General features: G+C 40.3%; 15 protein-coding genes and 1 other RNA gene. 4 read left to right on the forward strand and 12 right to left on the reverse strand.

The annotated features are described in order from the left end of the window. Positions 1 to 13 precede the first annotated feature (13 nt). From FFM63_RS01140 to FFM63_RS01160, 5 genes are all read right to left on the reverse strand, one after another. Positions 14 to 658: an HD domain-containing protein gene (locus tag FFM63_RS01140; RefSeq protein ID WP_137608507.1), complete on the reverse strand. Its 645-nt coding sequence runs from the start codon at positions 656 to 658 to the stop codon at positions 14 to 16. Further along, a complete protein-coding gene (locus FFM63_RS01145; RefSeq protein ID WP_137608508.1) occupies positions 648 to 1,811 on the reverse strand; it encodes a THUMP domain-containing class I SAM-dependent RNA methyltransferase in 1,164 nt (387 codons plus the stop codon). The genes FFM63_RS01140 and FFM63_RS01145 overlap by 11 nt, the downstream gene beginning before the upstream one ends. Before the next feature lie 176 nt (positions 1,812 to 1,987). Continuing rightward, positions 1,988 to 2,360, reverse strand: an RNA gene (rnpB, locus tag FFM63_RS01150) — RNase P RNA component class B. A gap of 14 nt (positions 2,361 to 2,374) precedes the next feature. Continuing rightward, on the reverse strand, positions 2,375 to 2,779 hold the full coding sequence (gene gpsB / locus FFM63_RS01155; protein WP_137608509.1) for a cell division regulator GpsB: 405 nt from the start codon (positions 2,777 to 2,779) through the stop codon (positions 2,375 to 2,377). Between the two features lie 67 nt (positions 2,780 to 2,846). Then, on the reverse strand, positions 2,847 to 3,404 hold the full coding sequence (locus FFM63_RS01160; RefSeq protein ID WP_137608510.1) for an SLOG family protein: 558 nt from the start codon (positions 3,402 to 3,404) through the stop codon (positions 2,847 to 2,849). Between the two features lie 82 nt (positions 3,405 to 3,486). On the opposite strand from FFM63_RS01160, the gene recU reads away from it, so the two are divergent. Both recU and FFM63_RS01170 read left to right on the forward strand, forming a co-directional pair. Then, on the forward strand, positions 3,487 to 4,092 hold the full coding sequence (recU, locus tag FFM63_RS01165) for a Holliday junction resolvase RecU (RefSeq protein WP_137608511.1): 606 nt from the start codon (positions 3,487 to 3,489) through the stop codon (positions 4,090 to 4,092). A 4-nt stretch (positions 4,093 to 4,096) separates the two neighbouring features. Then, the gene (locus tag FFM63_RS01170) at positions 4,097 to 6,361 is read left to right on the forward strand and encodes a PBP1A family penicillin-binding protein (RefSeq protein ID WP_137608512.1); all 2,265 of its coding nucleotides are present in this window, start codon (positions 4,097 to 4,099) and stop codon (positions 6,359 to 6,361) included. A gap of 27 nt (positions 6,362 to 6,388) precedes the next feature. Here the strand turns inward: FFM63_RS01170 and nth are convergent, their stop codons facing one another. From nth to FFM63_RS01195, 5 genes are all read right to left on the reverse strand, one after another. Continuing rightward, positions 6,389 to 7,042 (reverse strand): endonuclease III, encoded by a 654-nt coding sequence (gene nth, locus FFM63_RS01175; protein ID WP_137608513.1) that lies wholly within the window; start codon positions 7,040 to 7,042, stop codon positions 6,389 to 6,391. Next, on the reverse strand, positions 7,035 to 7,745 hold the full coding sequence (locus FFM63_RS01180; protein WP_137608514.1) for a DnaD domain protein: 711 nt from the start codon (positions 7,743 to 7,745) through the stop codon (positions 7,035 to 7,037). The genes nth and FFM63_RS01180 overlap by 8 nt, the downstream gene beginning before the upstream one ends. 111 nt (positions 7,746 to 7,856) lie before the next feature. Next, entirely contained in the window at positions 7,857 to 9,200 is a 1,344-nt protein-coding gene (locus tag FFM63_RS01185) for an NADH oxidase (protein WP_137608515.1), read from the reverse strand. Between the two features lie 238 nt (positions 9,201 to 9,438). After that, on the reverse strand, positions 9,439 to 11,433 hold the full coding sequence (gene tkt, locus FFM63_RS01190) for a transketolase (protein ID WP_137608516.1): 1,995 nt from the start codon (positions 11,431 to 11,433) through the stop codon (positions 9,439 to 9,441). 92 nt (positions 11,434 to 11,525) lie between these two features. After that, entirely contained in the window at positions 11,526 to 11,768 is a 243-nt protein-coding gene (locus tag FFM63_RS01195; protein ID WP_137608517.1) for a DUF896 family protein, read from the reverse strand. Positions 11,769 to 11,902: 134 nt separating this feature from the next. Between FFM63_RS01195 and lexA the strand changes: the two genes are divergently transcribed. After that, a complete protein-coding gene (lexA, locus tag FFM63_RS01200; protein WP_137608518.1) occupies positions 11,903 to 12,526 on the forward strand; it encodes a transcriptional repressor LexA in 624 nt (207 codons plus the stop codon). A 102-nt stretch (positions 12,527 to 12,628) separates the two neighbouring features. Continuing rightward, positions 12,629 to 12,892, forward strand: a complete 264-nt coding sequence (locus FFM63_RS01205; RefSeq protein ID WP_137608519.1) for a hypothetical protein — start codon at positions 12,629 to 12,631, stop codon at positions 12,890 to 12,892. A gap of 256 nt (positions 12,893 to 13,148) precedes the next feature. Here FFM63_RS01205 and FFM63_RS01210 read toward each other — a convergent pair whose 3' ends face one another. Next, positions 13,149 to 13,661, reverse strand: coding sequence for an adenine phosphoribosyltransferase (locus FFM63_RS01210; RefSeq protein ID WP_137608520.1), 513 nt, complete (start codon positions 13,659 to 13,661; stop codon positions 13,149 to 13,151). 14 nt (positions 13,662 to 13,675) lie between these two features. Further along, positions 13,676 to 15,955, reverse strand: a complete 2,280-nt coding sequence (gene recJ, locus FFM63_RS01215; RefSeq protein WP_137608521.1) for a single-stranded-DNA-specific exonuclease RecJ — start codon at positions 15,953 to 15,955, stop codon at positions 13,676 to 13,678. Between the last annotated feature and the right edge of the window lie 29 nt (positions 15,956 to 15,984).

The following is a 15,984-nucleotide window of genomic DNA, read 5'->3' on the forward strand; positions in this document are numbered from 1 at the left end:
CTTCGCTTCATGTTTATGATAAATTCCATTCAGCATAAAACCTTGCTAAAAATTCTTCCATAAATGCCACCCGCCGCTGAGCTTCCGCCTTACCTGCTTCAGTATTCATCGTAGCTGGGAGTTTAAATAATTTTTCATAGAAATGATTGATCACCGTACTTTTTTGACGGTATTCTTGTTTACTCTTGAATTCTTGTGGCGAAAGATCAGGATCGTATAACGGGCTTTGGGTATGCCCGCCGTAATACGCTGTCCGCAAAATACCGATTGCACCTAATGCATCGATTCGATCCGCGTCTTGGACAATCTTTCCTGCTAAAGTCAGCCGCGCTTTTCCTGCTTCCAACTCTTTAGAAAAAGAGATATTTTCAATGATCTCAAAAATTTCTTGACGATTTTTTTCAGAAAATCCAAGTTCTTTTAAAAACTTTTTAAGATGTTCTGTCGCAACCACCACATCTGCGACCACTTTATCATCGATAACGTCGTGCAGGTAGCTGGCCGCTTCAATAATCAGCGTATCTGAAACACCTTCTTGTTCAGCTAGCTGTTTAGCGATTTTTGCAACACGTTCAACATGATAAAAATCATGTCCGCTTCGATCATCACCAAGTTTTTCTTTTGCATAGCTGCGAATTGCTCCAATCTTATTCGGCATCTGTTTGCGGCTTTCTTGGCGGACGTTCGCCCCAATATTGGAATAGGTCTGTTCTCATCGCCCCATTGTACAACTTCCGTTTCTTGGTCGCTTTCGCCCCGTAAGATTCTTCAAAAGTCAAATCACTCGTTAAAATATATTTGCTCCATGTTTTTAACGGACGGAAAACTTCACCCATTTCATGGTACAATTCACGGACTTGTTCTTCATCACCTAAACGTTCTCCATAAGGCGGATTCGCTACGATCACACCATAATCTTTTTCAGTTTTAAAATCTTTCACTGCTCGTTGTTTAAATTCAATGGAATCCCCTAAGCCAATTTCTTCAGCATTGGCACGAGCAATTTCGATCATCCGGCCATTGATATCTGATCCTGCGATATCTAATTGAATATCATAATCAGCCGCTTCATCAGCTGCTGCCCGGACTTTTTCAAAGACTGCCGGTTCAAACCAATCCCAGGCTTCGCAAGCAAATTCGCGATTAAACCCAGGCGCGATATTATGTCCGATTAACGCCGCTTCGATACATAGCGTACCGGAACCACAAACAGGATCATAAAATGGACGATCTTTGCGCCAATTTGTCAACATTACTAAAGCCGCCGCCATATTTTCTTTTAATGGTGCTCCGCCTTTTTCAAGACGATAGCCGCGTTTGAACAAACTTGGTCCAGTCGTATCTAAAGTCAGGACTACATGATCTTTTAACAAAGCGACTTCTAATTGGAAAAACGCGCCTGTTTCAGGCAATGGTACGCGAGCTGGGCGATGATAGACTTCTCGTAAACGTTCGACGATTGCTTTTTTCGTAATAGATTGGCAATCTGGGACACTGTACAATTTAGATTTAATTGAGCGACCAGCTACCGGAAATTCTGCATCCAGCGGTAAGAAGTCTTCCCATGGGATTGCTTTAACTTTTTCGAATAGTTCGTCAAAGGTAAATGCATCAAATTCATCAACGATTATTTTTACTCGGTCTGCTGTTCGCAGCCATAAATTTGCTGTAGCAATCGTCTCCAAGTCGCCTTTAAAGCGGGCACGTCCATTTTCGACTTGGCAATCGATCCCTAACTCTCTTAGTTCCTTGCCTACTAACGCTTCAATTCCTGCTGCGGCAGTCGCAATCAAGTTGTATTGTTTTTCCATAATATCTCCTTACTTCAATTGAGTTCCTTAGTTTTTTACAGAAAAATACGTTTATCGTTCTATGATACTATTTTTCAAACGATGTTTAAATCATACCTTTATTTAATTGTAGATTAATTTTCAATAAAAAAACCTTCACAACAAAGTTGGAAGGTACACCCTGAATTGCTGCAATTTTCTGTAAGCCATGTTTTGTCCGACGATCAACTCAGGGAAGTGTGATCATCGGGGTAATCATCTATCTCCGACATTACTGTCGGCTCTTTCATCGTTCATTTCCTTAGAAAAAGCGCCCCTACCATTGTTTGGGTTGCTCGCTCGAGGGGTTTACCGCGTTCCACCATTTTGATTTCTCAAAATGCTTCGTCACTGTGGCACTTTCAAGAATACTCAGACATAGATTGCTCCTTAGCCCTTTTTTCTGCCGTTACTTCCTAAGAAGTACCTTAGCTTATGGTTTCGCTAAGCACGAACACTACAGACATCTCAGTCTGTGCGAGCATGGACTTTCCTCAGCCTGCGTAATGCAGACCGCGATCACCTGAAAATTGCATCATTCAAATTTAAAACTGACGAGTTTTTTCGATGTCGCTTTCATCTTGAGTATAGTTTTGACTAAAATCAGATGAAGCTGCGTTGCTTGACGCTTGTTGGTCAAGTTTCTTACCGAATACTTCTCTTTCAAGATTTGATAAACGTTTCAAAATATCAAAGTTTGTAACAGCTGAACTCTTAGGCGCCGCCTCTTTTACACGAGAAGGTGCTGGTTGAGCTTTTGACAGTTGTTCCACTTTCGCTTTCAAACGATCATTTTCTTCTTTTAATGTTAGTACTTCTTTGTTATAAGCTTCATAATCTTTGATGACATTGTCCAAAAATTCATCAACTTCGATTGGATCGTAGCCACGCATTTTTGTTTTGAATTCTTGCTCCAAAATATCATTTGGAGTATAGATTACATTCGCCATTTTTTCACCTCATTAGCTCAATCTTAATTTACTTCCTTACATATTCTAGCTGATATATCAAAGGAAATCAAACACTATCCTCAAAGTCTGAAAAATTTTCTAAATCATCCATCGTGATAGAAAGCAATTCATAAGGATTTTTTTCTTGGTATTTGCTGACATCTTCTAAAAAAAACTTGCTTTTACCTGGATATTCACTATCATACACGACCAATGCAGCGTCTGTATGCTGCAGCAAGAAATTTACATGATTTTTAAACTGTCCTGGCTGCTGATACGGTTGATGGCTGACCGCATCAACAAAATCAGCGGTTTGTACAAGCTCACTTAAAAGCAATTGATTGGGTTCTTTCCATTTGTTCCCAAAACTTTCAAAAGGAAAAATGATTGCTAATTTTATTTCTGGATACTCCTGTTTCAATTCATTGACTAACTGCCCCACCCAAATCTCTGTCCCAAGATTTCCGCTGATAATGATCCACTCTAATCCATTTTCAATCAAAGCGGTCAATTCTCTTCTTAAAATATTCTTAATCACCTTTACACGCGGGTCCTTCTCATTGAAAATTCCCAATTCATAACTTTGATAACCGGTCACGTATAATCTTTGTATTATTTCATTCATTGCATTTTCCTTACTTTCACTTAAAAATAAAATATCTTTCGAAAAAATTTGCTATAATAACTAACAGGAGTGTGATGAAAAAATGACCTTCCGTTATCCTAATGGTCAATCATTTTCACAAAAAAATCCACGAGAACGCTCAGCAACAAGAGAAACGACGTTTGCTAATCGCGGTATGCGCTTTGAAGAAGCAATCAATCAAAGCAACGAATACTACTTAACTCATGATAAGGCAGTTGTCCATAAAAAGCCAACGCCGCTTCAAATCGTTAAGGTCGATTATCCTAAACGAAGTGCTGCAGTTATTAAGGAAGCTTATTTTAGGCAACCTTCTACTACTGATTATAACGGTGTTTATCGCGGATATTATTTAGATTTTGAAGCAAAGGAAACAAAGAACAAAACCTCGTTCCCACTTAAAAATTTTCATCAGCATCAAATTACTCACATGAGGCAATGCTTGAAGCAAGAGGCGATTTGTTTTGTTTTACTTTGGTTTTCAAGCTTGAATCGTTGCTTTTTTCTTTCTGCCGAAGATTTGGTAGACTACTGGAATCAACAAGAAAACGGCAGAAAATCAATACCGCTGGATCTGATCGAAACAGCTGGTATCGAGATCGTACCGCAAATCGCTCCAAGAATCCCTTACTTAGTAGCGGTAGAACAATATCTTGAAAAAAGGAGTTAATCACATGGCTAATCCCTCCCGTTCGCAAAAAAACAAGCGAACTACCAAAGGAAAGAAACCAACACCACGCAACCCGCAAAAGCGTCATATCGGGTTGAAAATCCTCATTGCAATCTTCGGACTGCTCTGCGCCGCGCTACTTTCCGGCATTGGGCTCTTTTTCTTTTATGTGAAAGATGCACCAGCTTTAAGTGAAAAAAAATTAGATGCGACTGTCTCATCAAAACTTTATGACAGTGACGGCAATATCTTTGAAGATCTCGGTGCTGAAAAACGCGAGAAAGTCAGCGCCACCAAAATTCCGCAAGAATTAGATGATGCAATCGTTTCGGTTGAAGACCGCCGCTTTTTTAAACACAACGGCGTAGATCCAGTCCGAATAATGGGTTCATTAGTCCACAATGTGACAAATGACGGCGGATTACAAGGCGGAAGTACGTTGACCCAACAGCTTGTCAAACTATCTTTCTTCTCAACAAAAACTTCTGATCAAACGTTGCGCAGAAAAGCGCAAGAAGCTTGGTTAGCGATCCAACTTGAGAAAAAGAATTCAAAACAAGAAATTTTGACGTATTATATCAACAAAGTCTATATGGCCAATGGTCTTTACGGAATGGAAACAGCTGCAGAAGCTTATTTTGGGAAAGAATTACAGTATTTGTCGATTTCCCAAACGGCCCTACTGGCTGGGATGCCGCAAGCACCTAATTCCTATGATCCTTACCAACATCCAGAAGCAGCGAAAGAACGACGCGATACTGTTCTTTATACGATGTTGAATAATAAAAAAATATCCCAAACAGATTACGACAAAGCAACAAAAGAACCAATTGATGAAGGGTTACTGCCGTTAGAAACAGACAACCAAGAACGAAAAGTTGCTGACAACTATGTCAAAGAAGTCATTGCTCAAGTCGAAGAAAAAACAGGGAAAAACGTTTATACTGACGGCTTGGAGATTTATACCAATCTTGATACGGATGCTCAGAATCAACTTTATTCGATCGTCAATGGTGACGAGTATGTACAGTATCCTGATGAATCGTTACAGATTGCCGCAACATTAGTCGATAGCAAAACCGGTAAAGTCTCTGCTCAAATCGGCGGACGAAACATCGCCGATGATGTTTATCTTGGGATGAATCGTGCTGTGACTACGAACCGTGACTTTGGTTCAACGGTTAAACCTATCACTGATTATGGTCCGGCATTTGAGTATTTACAAAAATCAACTGGTGATCGAATTAGCGACAGTCCTTATACTTACGAAGGAACAAAAACAGCGGTAAAAAATTGGGACAACAGTTACCAAGGCAGCATCACCTTGCGCCAAGCTTTATACGATTCACGGAATGTCCCCGCTGTAAAACTATTCAATGAAGTCGGCGCAGAAGATGTCGGCAAATTTTTGAAAAAGCTAGGGATCCAATATAAAGATATCCAGCAAGCTAATGCCATTTCAAGTAATACTGAAACACAAGATGGAACGAAATATGGTATTTCTACTGAAAAAATGGCGGCGGCTTACGCGGCATTTGCCAATGGCGGAACTTATAATGAACCGCTGTACATCAATAAAATCAAGTATCAAGATGGTTCTGAACAGACCTTTTCTGCTGAAGGTGAAAAAGCGATGGAACCTTATACAGCCTACATGGTCACCGATATTTTAAAAGATGTGATCTCAAAAGGAACTGGGACCAAAGCTCAAATTACTAACTTGTTCCAAGCAGGAAAAACTGGAACTTCTAACTATACTGACGATGAATTAGCAAAGATCGCACATTATGGATCCATTTCACCCGAAGTTATGTTTACTGGTTTCACCCCCAACTATTCATTATCGATTTGGGCTGGCTATGACGATCGGATGACGCCGATTACGAGCCAATCTGAAGGAATCGCACAAGATGTTTATCGTGAATTCATGAGTTATGTTTCCGAAAATGTCTCGAATGAAGATTGGGAGATGCCAGATGATGTTTTAAGAATCGGAAACGAACTTTATGTCAAAGGGGCTTCTTCAGTTCCTAGCCAATCTAGTTATTCTGTTCAAAGTTCTTATTACAACAACACATCATTTAGTCAAACGACTGATTCCACCAGCAGTATTGGATCAGCCGCGTCAGAGTCGGCAACCGTTGTTCCATCAGAAAGCAGTGTAGAAACACCGCCAGTTAGCTCAGCGGATCCGGTACCTTCCTCATCTGCTGAGGAGCAACCGCCCGCCTCTAGCGCTGAAGAGCCCGAGGCAACACCAGATCCATAAATAGAAGACTAAAAAAGCCGTTCGAAATTATTTTCGAGCGGCTTTTAATCTATCTTTTCCATCTTGACACATCTCTAACAATGGACAAATCTCGCATTTAGGGGCGCGTGCTGTACAATGATACCGCCCAAAGAAGATCAATGTATGATGACTCTTGACCCAAAGTTTTTTGGGGATTTTTCGCATCAATGTCGCTTCCACTTCAGTCACCGATGCATTTAGTTTGCATATGCGCAACCGTTTAGCAACTCGTTCAACATGCGTATCGACCGCAATTGCCGGTACCCCGAATGCATCGCCAAGTACAACATTCGCTGTTTTTCGGCCAACGCCAGGTAACTTAATCAGTTCTTCACGAGACGCCGGAACGCTCCCGCCATAATTATCTAACAACATTTGAGCGCATGCTTTAATATTTTTGGCTTTATTCCGATACAAACCGATCGTTTTGATTTTTATCATAATGTCTTCTAGCGGGGCTTGAGCTAAAGCTTCTGGCGTTGGATAGGCGGCAAAAAGTGCCGGTGTTGCTTTATTGACGGAAACATCGGTTGCCTGGGCGCTTAAAATCACTGCAATCAGAAGCTGAAACGGCGATTCAGAGTGCAATTCGCCGACTGCATCGGGAAACATCTCATACATCCGCGATAGAGCTTCCATTGTTTTTTCCTTATTAAGCATCCGGATCTTTCCTTTCCAACCAATTATACAAAGAAACTTTCGGTAATTCTTCGGTTTGATTTTGTTCGTCTTTTTGCAATAAGATTTGTTTTCTTCGCCGCTGCTCTTCTTCTACCTGAGCCTTAGAACGAATATTTTTCTTTTCCCAACTTTGTAAGACTGTTTCGATATATTTAAAATTATAGGCTTGATTCAATACTGCTTCTTGCAGCGCCAATTCAATCAACCCTGGTGAATAGTGATCGTCATTTATCCAATAACCGATTTTTTGATATTCAATTGGTGACAACGGACGACCAAATTCTTGCTCAAAGGATTTCAGCATTTTCTTTTGTGCCGCTAAATCGTTTTTTTCTTCTGTTTCAAAACGCTCTTGTTCTTCTAATCTGGACAATTTTTCAAAAGCGGGCAATAGATTGTAGCGATCACTTTGCTGTCCATTGGCATCTAAGGCTGTCTCAAGGGTCACAAACTCTTTTTCAACCAGATTATTCAATGAACTGTAAATCTGCTCTGCCGTGCTCCCCATGGCTTTAGCGATCAGTGTCAGATTTGGAAAATCTTCTCCTGATTGATGAGCCGCATAAAGCTGCAGCCATAACATAAATTCATTTGTATTCAAATCAAGTTTTGTATAATTTTGCAGCAGCAAATTCGAGATCGTCGTCTCGCCGGCTGCTAGATAATCTTGTAATGAAATCATTTGAAATCCTCCAATTCCATCTTAGTTTACACCAAAAAAATCGGAAGTCCAACTATAAGGAAATAGTTTTTACTTACAAAAAAACAGAAGGGTCTCCCCTCCTGTTTCAGTTTATTCTGCTTCTGCTAGAGCAGCTTGAGCCAAAATATTCAAGTAATTCCACGGACGATCAAAATGTGGTTGGAAGAAGAAATCTTGCAATGCCAAGTCTTCCAAAGTCATCCCATTTTGAATGGCAATAGATAACGTATTCGCTGATTGAGTGATGTCATATTTTGAAAGGAATTGGGCACCTAAGATCTTGTTCGTTCCCTTTTCCGAAACAATTTCCATCAATACTTTTTCTGTTGTCGGCATAAATTCAGGACGATAGTTGTCTTCAACGACTGTTACATTTGCATCGATTTTATTCAATGCCGCACTTTCTTTTGTTAATCCAGTCGATCCGATCGTCCAGCCAAATAGGTACAGTCCAGAAGTTCCTTGTGTTCCGCGATACTTCATTTTTTGTTCAACTAAATTTTGTCCAACTAACATTCCTTGACGCACGGCATTCGTCGCTAAAGGGATGTATTGAGCTTGTCCAGTCGGGTTATAATGAACGACTGTCGAATCACCAGCTGAAAAAATATCTGGGTCGCTTGATTGCATATATTCGTTTACTTTGATTGCACCGCTTGGCAGCATATCAACTTTGCCTTTCAATAAATCAGTGTTAGGACGGAAGCCGACACATAAAATCACCATGTCCGCATCAAACTCTTGACTGGCAGTCACCACTTTTGTCACTGTACCAGACTCATCTGCAACGAATTCATTTACATTTTCCCCTAATGCTAAAGTTACTCCACGATCGACTAATTCTTTTTCTAAGACGTCTGTAAATGGTTCATCCAAATATTTGTTTAAAATTCTTGGCAATCCATCAATCAATGTTACTTGCTTGCCAGATTCTGCAAAAGCTTCCACTAATTCGATTCCGATATAACCGCCGCCGACTACGACTACTTTTTTCGCATCCTTTGCTTGTTCAATGATGACATTGGCTTGATTATAGTTTTTACATAATAAAATATTTTTGGCTTCGATTCCTTTGATTGGCGGAATAATCGGCCAAGAACCGGTTGTTACTACTAATTTATCATACTCGACGATTTTTTCTTCGTTTGTTTTAAGATCTTTGGCCGTTACTTTTTTTGCCTCAGTATCAATAGTTGTTACATCATGTTCCATGTTCACTTCTGCACCTAAAGATGCAAGCTCTTCGGGGTTAGAGTAAAACAGACCCGCAGGATCCTTCACAACCCCGCCAACATATAAAGCGATTCCACAAGACAAGAAAGAAATATTATCATTTCGCTCAAAGACCGTTACTTCTGCATCTGGGTGGTTAGCTAAAATATTTTTAACGGCTGCTGTGCCGGCATGTGTACATCCTACTACTACTACTTTCATCAGTATCCCTCTTTCATCCAACTGTTTTTTATTTGCAAATTTTTGCACAAGGACAGTATAACAAAATTTATATTTCTCCCAAATTATTTTGCTCATAAACAAACAATTATTTTTTGTTTAAAGAACATATGTAAGCGTAGTTAGATTTTAGTGAGTGTCAGTAGTTTTGTATAATATTATGTAAACTTTTTATTCAAATAAAAAAGTTGAGAAGGATTCCTTCTCAACTTAGTGATAATTATAATTCGTTAAATGTATTTACAACATTCTCAACCGTAAAGCCGAATTGTTCTAAGACGTAATCGCCAGGCGCTGAAGCTCCAAAATGATCAATTCCGATCATCTTGCCTTCTGTACCGATATAACGTTCCCAGCCAAATGGTGAAGCTGCTTCAACTGCTACACGTTTTGTCACTGCTTTTGGCAAGACAGATTCTTTGTATGCTTCGTCTTGAGCTTCGAATAAATCAAAACTTGGAAGAGAAACAACAGAAACATCTTTTCCTTGAGCTTTTAGTTCTTTTTGCGCTTGAACGGCTAGATTGACTTCAGAACCTGTCGCAATCAAGATACCATCAGGTGTATTTGATTCAGCTTTAGAGATAACGTAACCGCCTTTAGCCACGCCTTCTTTTGCGGTATTCTTGCTGTTAGGTAAAACTGGCAAGTTTTGACGACTCAAGACTAAGATCGTTGGTTTGTTTTTAGTTTCTAAAGCTTTTAACCAAGCTGCGGATGTTTCATTGCCGTCAGCCGGACGAATCACTTGAACGTTTGGCATGCAGCGAACACTTGCTAATTGTTCGATTGGTTCATGAGTTGGTCCGTCTTCGCCGACAGCTACTGAATCATGCGTCAATACGTAAACAACTGGTAAGTTTTGGATTGCAGACATCCGAACTGCTGGACGTAAGTAATCAGTAAATACGAAGAATGTTCCGCCATAGACACGTGTTCCGCCATGTAAATGAATACCGTTCATTGCGCTCGCCATTGCAAATTCACGAACACCAAACCAAATATTACGTCCTTCATAAGAACCTGGTTGGAATTCAGCTTCATTGGCAATCGTCGTATTGTTTGAACCAGATAAATCGGCTGATCCGCCCCAGACGTTAGGAACGGCTTTCGCGATTGCTTGGATCGCCTCTTTGCTTGAAACTCGGCTTGCTTGAGCGGTGCCTTCTTCATAGACTGGTAACGCTTCTTCCCAGTTTTCAGGCAATTCGCCGGCAAAAGCTGTTTTAAATTGTTTCGCCAATTCAGGATGTGCTTTTTCATAGTTTGCAAACATTGCATCCCATGCAGCTTCTGTTTTAGCACCTTTATCATTGATTTCTTCTTTGAAACGTTTTGCAACTTCTTCTGGTACTGTAAAGTCAGGATATTCCCAGCCATAAACAGCTTTTGCTGCGGCGATTCCGTCTTGTCCAATCGGTGCGCCGTGAACTGCTGAAGTTCCTTCTTTAGGAGCACCAAAGCCAATAACCGTTTTGATTTCGATTAATGTTGGTTTTTCAGTTTCAGCCTTTGCTTCATCGATTGCTTTAGAAATTGCTGCTAAGTCATTGCCGTCTTCAACTAAAATATGTTGCCAGCCATATGCTTCATAGCGAGCACCAACATTTTCAGTGAAGGCTTTTGAAGTTGGTCCATCTAATGAAATATCATTTGAATCGTATAATACGACCAATTTACCAAGTTTTAAATGTCCTGCCATTGAACTTGCTTCGCCAGAAACACCTTCCATTAGATCCCCATCGCCACAAAGTGCGAAAGTATAATGATCCATTACATTGAAGCTGTCGCGGTTATAAGTTGCTGCTAAATGAGCCTCAGCCATTGCCATTCCGACAGAAGTTGAGATACCTTGGCCTAGAGGACCTGATGTTGCTTCAACACCATCTGTGTGTTGATATTCAGGGTGACCTGGCGTTTTACTTTCCCATTGACGGAAACTCTTCAAGTCATCGATCGTTACTTGATAGCCTGCAAGATGCAACAAGCTGTAAAGCATCGCTGAACCATGTCCTGCGGATAAAATAAAACGATCACGATTTGGCCAGTTTAATGAAGTTGCTGGATTGATATTTAAATGTTTTGTCCATAAAGCATATGCCATTGGAGCTGCCCCCATTGGTAAACCTGGATGGCCAGAATTTGCTTTTTGAATTGCCTCGATACTTAATGTTCTGATTGTGTTTACACCTAATTGATCGATTTTATCGAACAAAATAATTCCTCCTTTTTGGTCATAAATACTTTAATTGTAGCCTTATTGTAACCGATTTATTTTGACATTTCAATGACTTGCCAGCAAAAGATTTATTTTCTGTTGTGTAATCCTTTTTTCTTTTGGATTTCTTTCAACTTTTCTGGCGTAACATCGTTGCCTTCGGGATCAACGACTTTCATCCCTTCGATGTGATGGCGCATTCCGCTGCGGAACGATGCAATGTATTCTTTTCGCAAGACGCTTTGCTCATGCGCTTCCGCGTCTGTTAAGCCAACTGTTTTCTTTTTCTTAGCTAATTCATTGATTCTTGCTATTGTTTCATCGTTAATCATCTTGAGCACCTCTTTTCCTTCTCTAATTATACATAAAAAATAATAAGTTAAAAGTACAAGCAAATACGAACGCTTGTTTGATTTGTTCTAATAACTATGCTAAACTAAAAAAAACGAAAGAAGGTGCGGACACATTGGCAAAAAGAACGGAAACAAAACAATTAGAAGTTTTGCATTTCATTCATGAACGTGTTGAAGGCAAAGGCTACCCTCCCACTGTTAGAGAAATTGGTGAAGCTGTAAATCTTTCATCTACTTCGACAGTCCACGGCCATTTATCCAGATTAGAAAAAAAAGGCTGGATTCAACGAGATCCGACAAAACCAAGAGCGATCGAATTAACCATCACTGGTTTAGAAAAAATTGGAGCAGCGCCGCAAGTTATTCCTATGCTGGGTGTCGTTACCGCAGGCGAACCGATCTTAGCAGTTGAAGAAGCCTCAGACTTCTTTCCTGTCCCCCCAGATTTATCGAGTGAGGAAGGCAGTTTGTTCATGTTGATGATTCGCGGGGAAAGTATGGTCAATGCCGGGATCTATGATGGCGATCACGTCATCGTCAGAAAACAAGCAACCGCGACTAACGGCGAGATCGTTATCGCCATGACTGACGAGAACGAAGCGACTTGCAAACGATTCTATCGCGAAGCGGATCATATCCGTTTACAACCGGAAAATGATGAATTGTCTCCGCTGATCTTTGACAATGTTTCTATTCTAGGAAAAGTCGTTGGTCTGTATCGTAACCACATTTATTAATCGGAATGAAATTCCGGTTATTTTTTTCTTTACAAAACGAACAAACATTCGTATAATAAATACACAAACATATGTTCGTATATTTATTAGGAGTGATTATTGATGAAAGCAGTAAGAAGATTTGGTTTAGTTATCGCCGTATTGTTGTTAGGTCTATTGATTGGTAAGTTAGGTTCTTTAGCTACGATCGTCATTTTTTCTGGTCTGTTCCTAGTTTGGTTTATGTTGTGGGATGAACGGAAATACGCACAACATTATAGCGAACATCCGGTTGAAGAAGAAACTGAAGTTGAGCATTATTACAAAGAGCCCGCTGAAGATTTCTATTATGTGACTTATGATCAGCATTATCACAAGTCTGCTTAAATCGTCTCAATAAATCAAAGAATTACTTATTAAATAAACAAATGAACTCCCAAAGATTAGAGTAAAATCTAATGTCTGGGGGTTCATTTTTTTACACTCCGGATTGGTTCAAAGCCAAAAAGCAGTCTAAATAGAAGCTAGCGAACGATTGTCGTCCCTTTCAAAATAAAAAGCAGTCAACAGATCACTATTAACTAGTGATGTCTGTTGACTGCTTTTTATTGATTCATTAAAAACTATTTTTCTTTTTGGTTTCTTAGTAATCCATCAATGTTAAGATATCATAACCTTGGATCTTATCTCGTCCGTGCAATTCTTCTAGTTCGATTAAGAAGGCACAGCCGACAATGACTCCTCCAAGTTTTTCAACTAGTTCGATCGTTGCTTTGATCGTACCGCCAGTAGCTAGAAGATCATCTGTGATCAATACTCGCTGGCCAGGTTTGATCGCATCGCTATGAAGCGTTAATGTATCTGTGCCGTATTCTTTTTCGTACTCAACTTCAATGACTTCACGAGGTAATTTTCCTGGTTTGCGGACTGGGGCAAAACCTACTCCCAACTCAAACGCTACTGGACAGCCGACGATAAAGCCGCGAGCTTCCGGTCCTACTACCATATCGATTTGTTTTTCTTTTGCGTAATTTACGATTTGTTTAGTTGCTTCACGGTAAGCTTCGCCATCAGCCATCAGCGGTGAAATATCGCGAAAAACGATCCCTTCTTTTGGATAGTCGGGGATGCTGGCAATATAATCTTTCAAATTCATTTCAGTTGTTCCTCCTAGCTTTTCAGCCAATTTCTAATAGTTTGAATATCGTTCATCACTAAAAACTCTTCGCTCTCGATTCGAGCTATGCGTTTTTGATAAATCTCACTCTCTTCAAAAGACCGAGTTTGTGGTGCCTCGACCATTTGTAAAACACCGTCGTTTATTGTAACAAATTTCAGCTCAGAAAACACGTGAATCATGAAGACTAATCGTTTTTCTGGAATTCTTAAATAATTTGAAACAACTTTTAATTTAAATCGAATATCAACTTTTGGTTGTTTGCGGAAAAATTGATAAAGTTTTGCAAATTGTTCGCGGCTTGGCAAACCGTTGAGATACGCTTCATCTGGACTGTAAAGATAGAGATAGATCCGTTCAAAGGTGCCTTTTTTTAAAACTTCTTTCAACAGCTCTTTTTGATCCGGACAGTCAAGCACCGCTAATTGGTCATAATCAGACCAGCTGATTGTTTCATCATACAATGTAACGGTCTGTTGCAATTCTTGGGTAAAAAATTTCTGACTTTTTTGTTGGAACGCCAGATAAAGGATCTGCCCGCTTTCGATTCTCTGATCCCAAGTATACTTTGCTCGGCGATCAATCACTTGCAGGCCATCGGAGACAAAATCAATCAAACGCAGCTGAACCTTTTTTTGTCCATTCCATTCATTAATTTCCAAATCTCCCACAAATTTTGTATCTGGCTGTTGAATCTCTTCATCATTCGCGCCAAAACCAAAACCGATTACGTCCAACTGAGCAGCTTCGTTTTTCAATGAGAACTTGGCATGTTGCTGCTCGCTGCCGATTCGTTTGAAGGAACTGACAGCTCCTTCAATCAAAAAGTGCGGTGCGGGATTATCCGTTCCAAACGGCGCTAATTTATTTAATTCCTCGACAAACTTCAATTCGACGGCGGATAATTCTAATGATTCATCAATCAAAAGTGCCGCAGCTTTCGTCAGATCAACCTGTTCGGCAGAAATATAAGCATTCATTCGTTTTTGCAAAGCCGGGATATTGTCAGCCGGCATGGTTAAACCAACAGCCGCTGCATGTCCGCCAAAATGAGTAAATTCAGAACGCATAGTCGTCAGCATACCAAATAAATCTAATGCTTCACTACTACGTCCAGAACCTTTGGCTATTCCATTTTCATCAATCGCTAACACAATCGCTGGATGGCCGGTTTGTTTTAAAATATTTCCAGCAACAATTCCTAAAACGCCTGGATTCCATCCTTTAGCTGCGATTAAATGAATGGAATCTGCTGGATCAACGAATGCCGTTGCTTCAGCAGTCGTCGTTTGGACGATTTGTTTACGCTCATTATTGATTTGATCAAGTTTTTCTGCCAATTCATGAGCGCGTTCTTCGTCAAAAGTAGTCATCAATTCTACTGCCGGATTGGGATCGCCTAAACGACCGATCGCATTCAGCCGAGGCGCAATGCTGAAACCAATACTTGTTTCGTCGATCTTTTGCAAAGTAACACTGCTGACTTTAAGCAATTCTAACAGTCCTAACCGTTGTGTCTGTTTAATAGCTTGCAAGCCTAGTTTGACAAGAGCACGATTTTCCCCGGTCATTGACACAAGGTCAGCAACCGTCCCAATCGTCACTAGATCTAGCATCTCTAACGGTACTTCTTCCAACAGTGCTGTAGCCAATTTAAAAGCCACGCCAGCACCAGCGAGTTCGCCAAAAGGATATTGTCCATCTGGATGGCGCGGATGAACGATACAAAACGCATCCGGTAAAACAGGCGGCAGTTCATGGTGATCCGTGACGATCACATCGACATTTTGGGAATTAGCAAAATCAATCGCTTCATTTCCAGCGACACCGTTGTCGACCGTGATAATCAGCTGGATTCCTTCGTTGATTTTTTCAGCAAAAAGTTCTTTGTTCGGACCATAACCGTGAATGAAACGATTAGGCAATACATAATGAACGTCTGCTCCGATCATCTGCAAAGTTTCTAACATAATGGATGTACTAGTAATGCCGTCTGCATCATAATCACCGTAGACTAAAATCGGTTGCCCTTCCATAACAGCCAGCTGGATTCGCTCCACCGCTTTAGCCATATCATGCATCAAAAATGGATCATGCAAGTCATCAACGGTTGTTTTTAATAATTTAGAAAACGCTTCTATTGTATGTATGTTTCGATTCCATAAAAGTTCAGCGAACGTTTCGCTGTATCCTTGGTTCATTATCTCTGTTTTAAACGCCAAATCAATTGGAGATACATCTTTAAATCGCCAATCGAAGCTTGATTTTTTCACTGTATCACTCCCCAACCGTACTAGTATAG

Origin of the sequence: Enterococcus pingfangensis (genome assembly GCF_005405205.1) — a bacterium.
Taxonomy (GTDB): Bacteria; Bacillota; Bacilli; order Lactobacillales; family Enterococcaceae; genus Enterococcus_A; species Enterococcus_A pingfangensis.

Excerpts from the sequence above, each read along its gene's own strand:
- FFM63_RS01210 (WP_137608520.1), bottom strand. The coding sequence starts at position 13,661 with ATGAATTTGAAAGATTATATTGCCAGCATCCCCGACTATCCAAAAGAA.
- FFM63_RS01205 (WP_137608519.1), top strand. The coding sequence starts at position 12,629 with ATGAAAGCAGTAAGAAGATTTGGTTTAGTTATCGCCGTATTGTTGTTA.
- FFM63_RS01140 (WP_137608507.1), bottom strand. The coding sequence starts at position 658 with ATGCCGAATAAGATTGGAGCAATTCGCAGCTATGCAAAAGAAAAACTT.
- FFM63_RS01160 (WP_137608510.1), bottom strand. The coding sequence starts at position 3,404 with ATGAATGAAATAATACAAAGATTATACGTGACCGGTTATCAAAGTTAT.
- FFM63_RS01180 (WP_137608514.1), bottom strand. The coding sequence starts at position 7,745 with ATGATTTCATTACAAGATTATCTAGCAGCCGGCGAGACGACGATCTCG.
- FFM63_RS01145 (WP_137608508.1), bottom strand. The coding sequence starts at position 1,811 with ATGGAAAAACAATACAACTTGATTGCGACTGCCGCAGCAGGAATTGAA.
- FFM63_RS01185 (WP_137608515.1), bottom strand. The coding sequence starts at position 9,200 with ATGAAAGTAGTAGTAGTAGGATGTACACATGCCGGCACAGCAGCCGTT.
- recU (WP_137608511.1), top strand. The coding sequence starts at position 3,487 with ATGACCTTCCGTTATCCTAATGGTCAATCATTTTCACAAAAAAATCCA.
- FFM63_RS01170 (WP_137608512.1), top strand. The coding sequence starts at position 4,097 with ATGGCTAATCCCTCCCGTTCGCAAAAAAACAAGCGAACTACCAAAGGA.
- gpsB (WP_137608509.1), bottom strand. The coding sequence starts at position 2,779 with ATGGCGAATGTAATCTATACTCCAAATGATATTTTGGAGCAAGAATTC.
- FFM63_RS01195 (WP_137608517.1), bottom strand. The coding sequence starts at position 11,768 with ATGATTAACGATGAAACAATAGCAAGAATCAATGAATTAGCTAAGAAA.
- nth (WP_137608513.1), bottom strand. The coding sequence starts at position 7,042 with ATGCTTAATAAGGAAAAAACAATGGAAGCTCTATCGCGGATGTATGAG.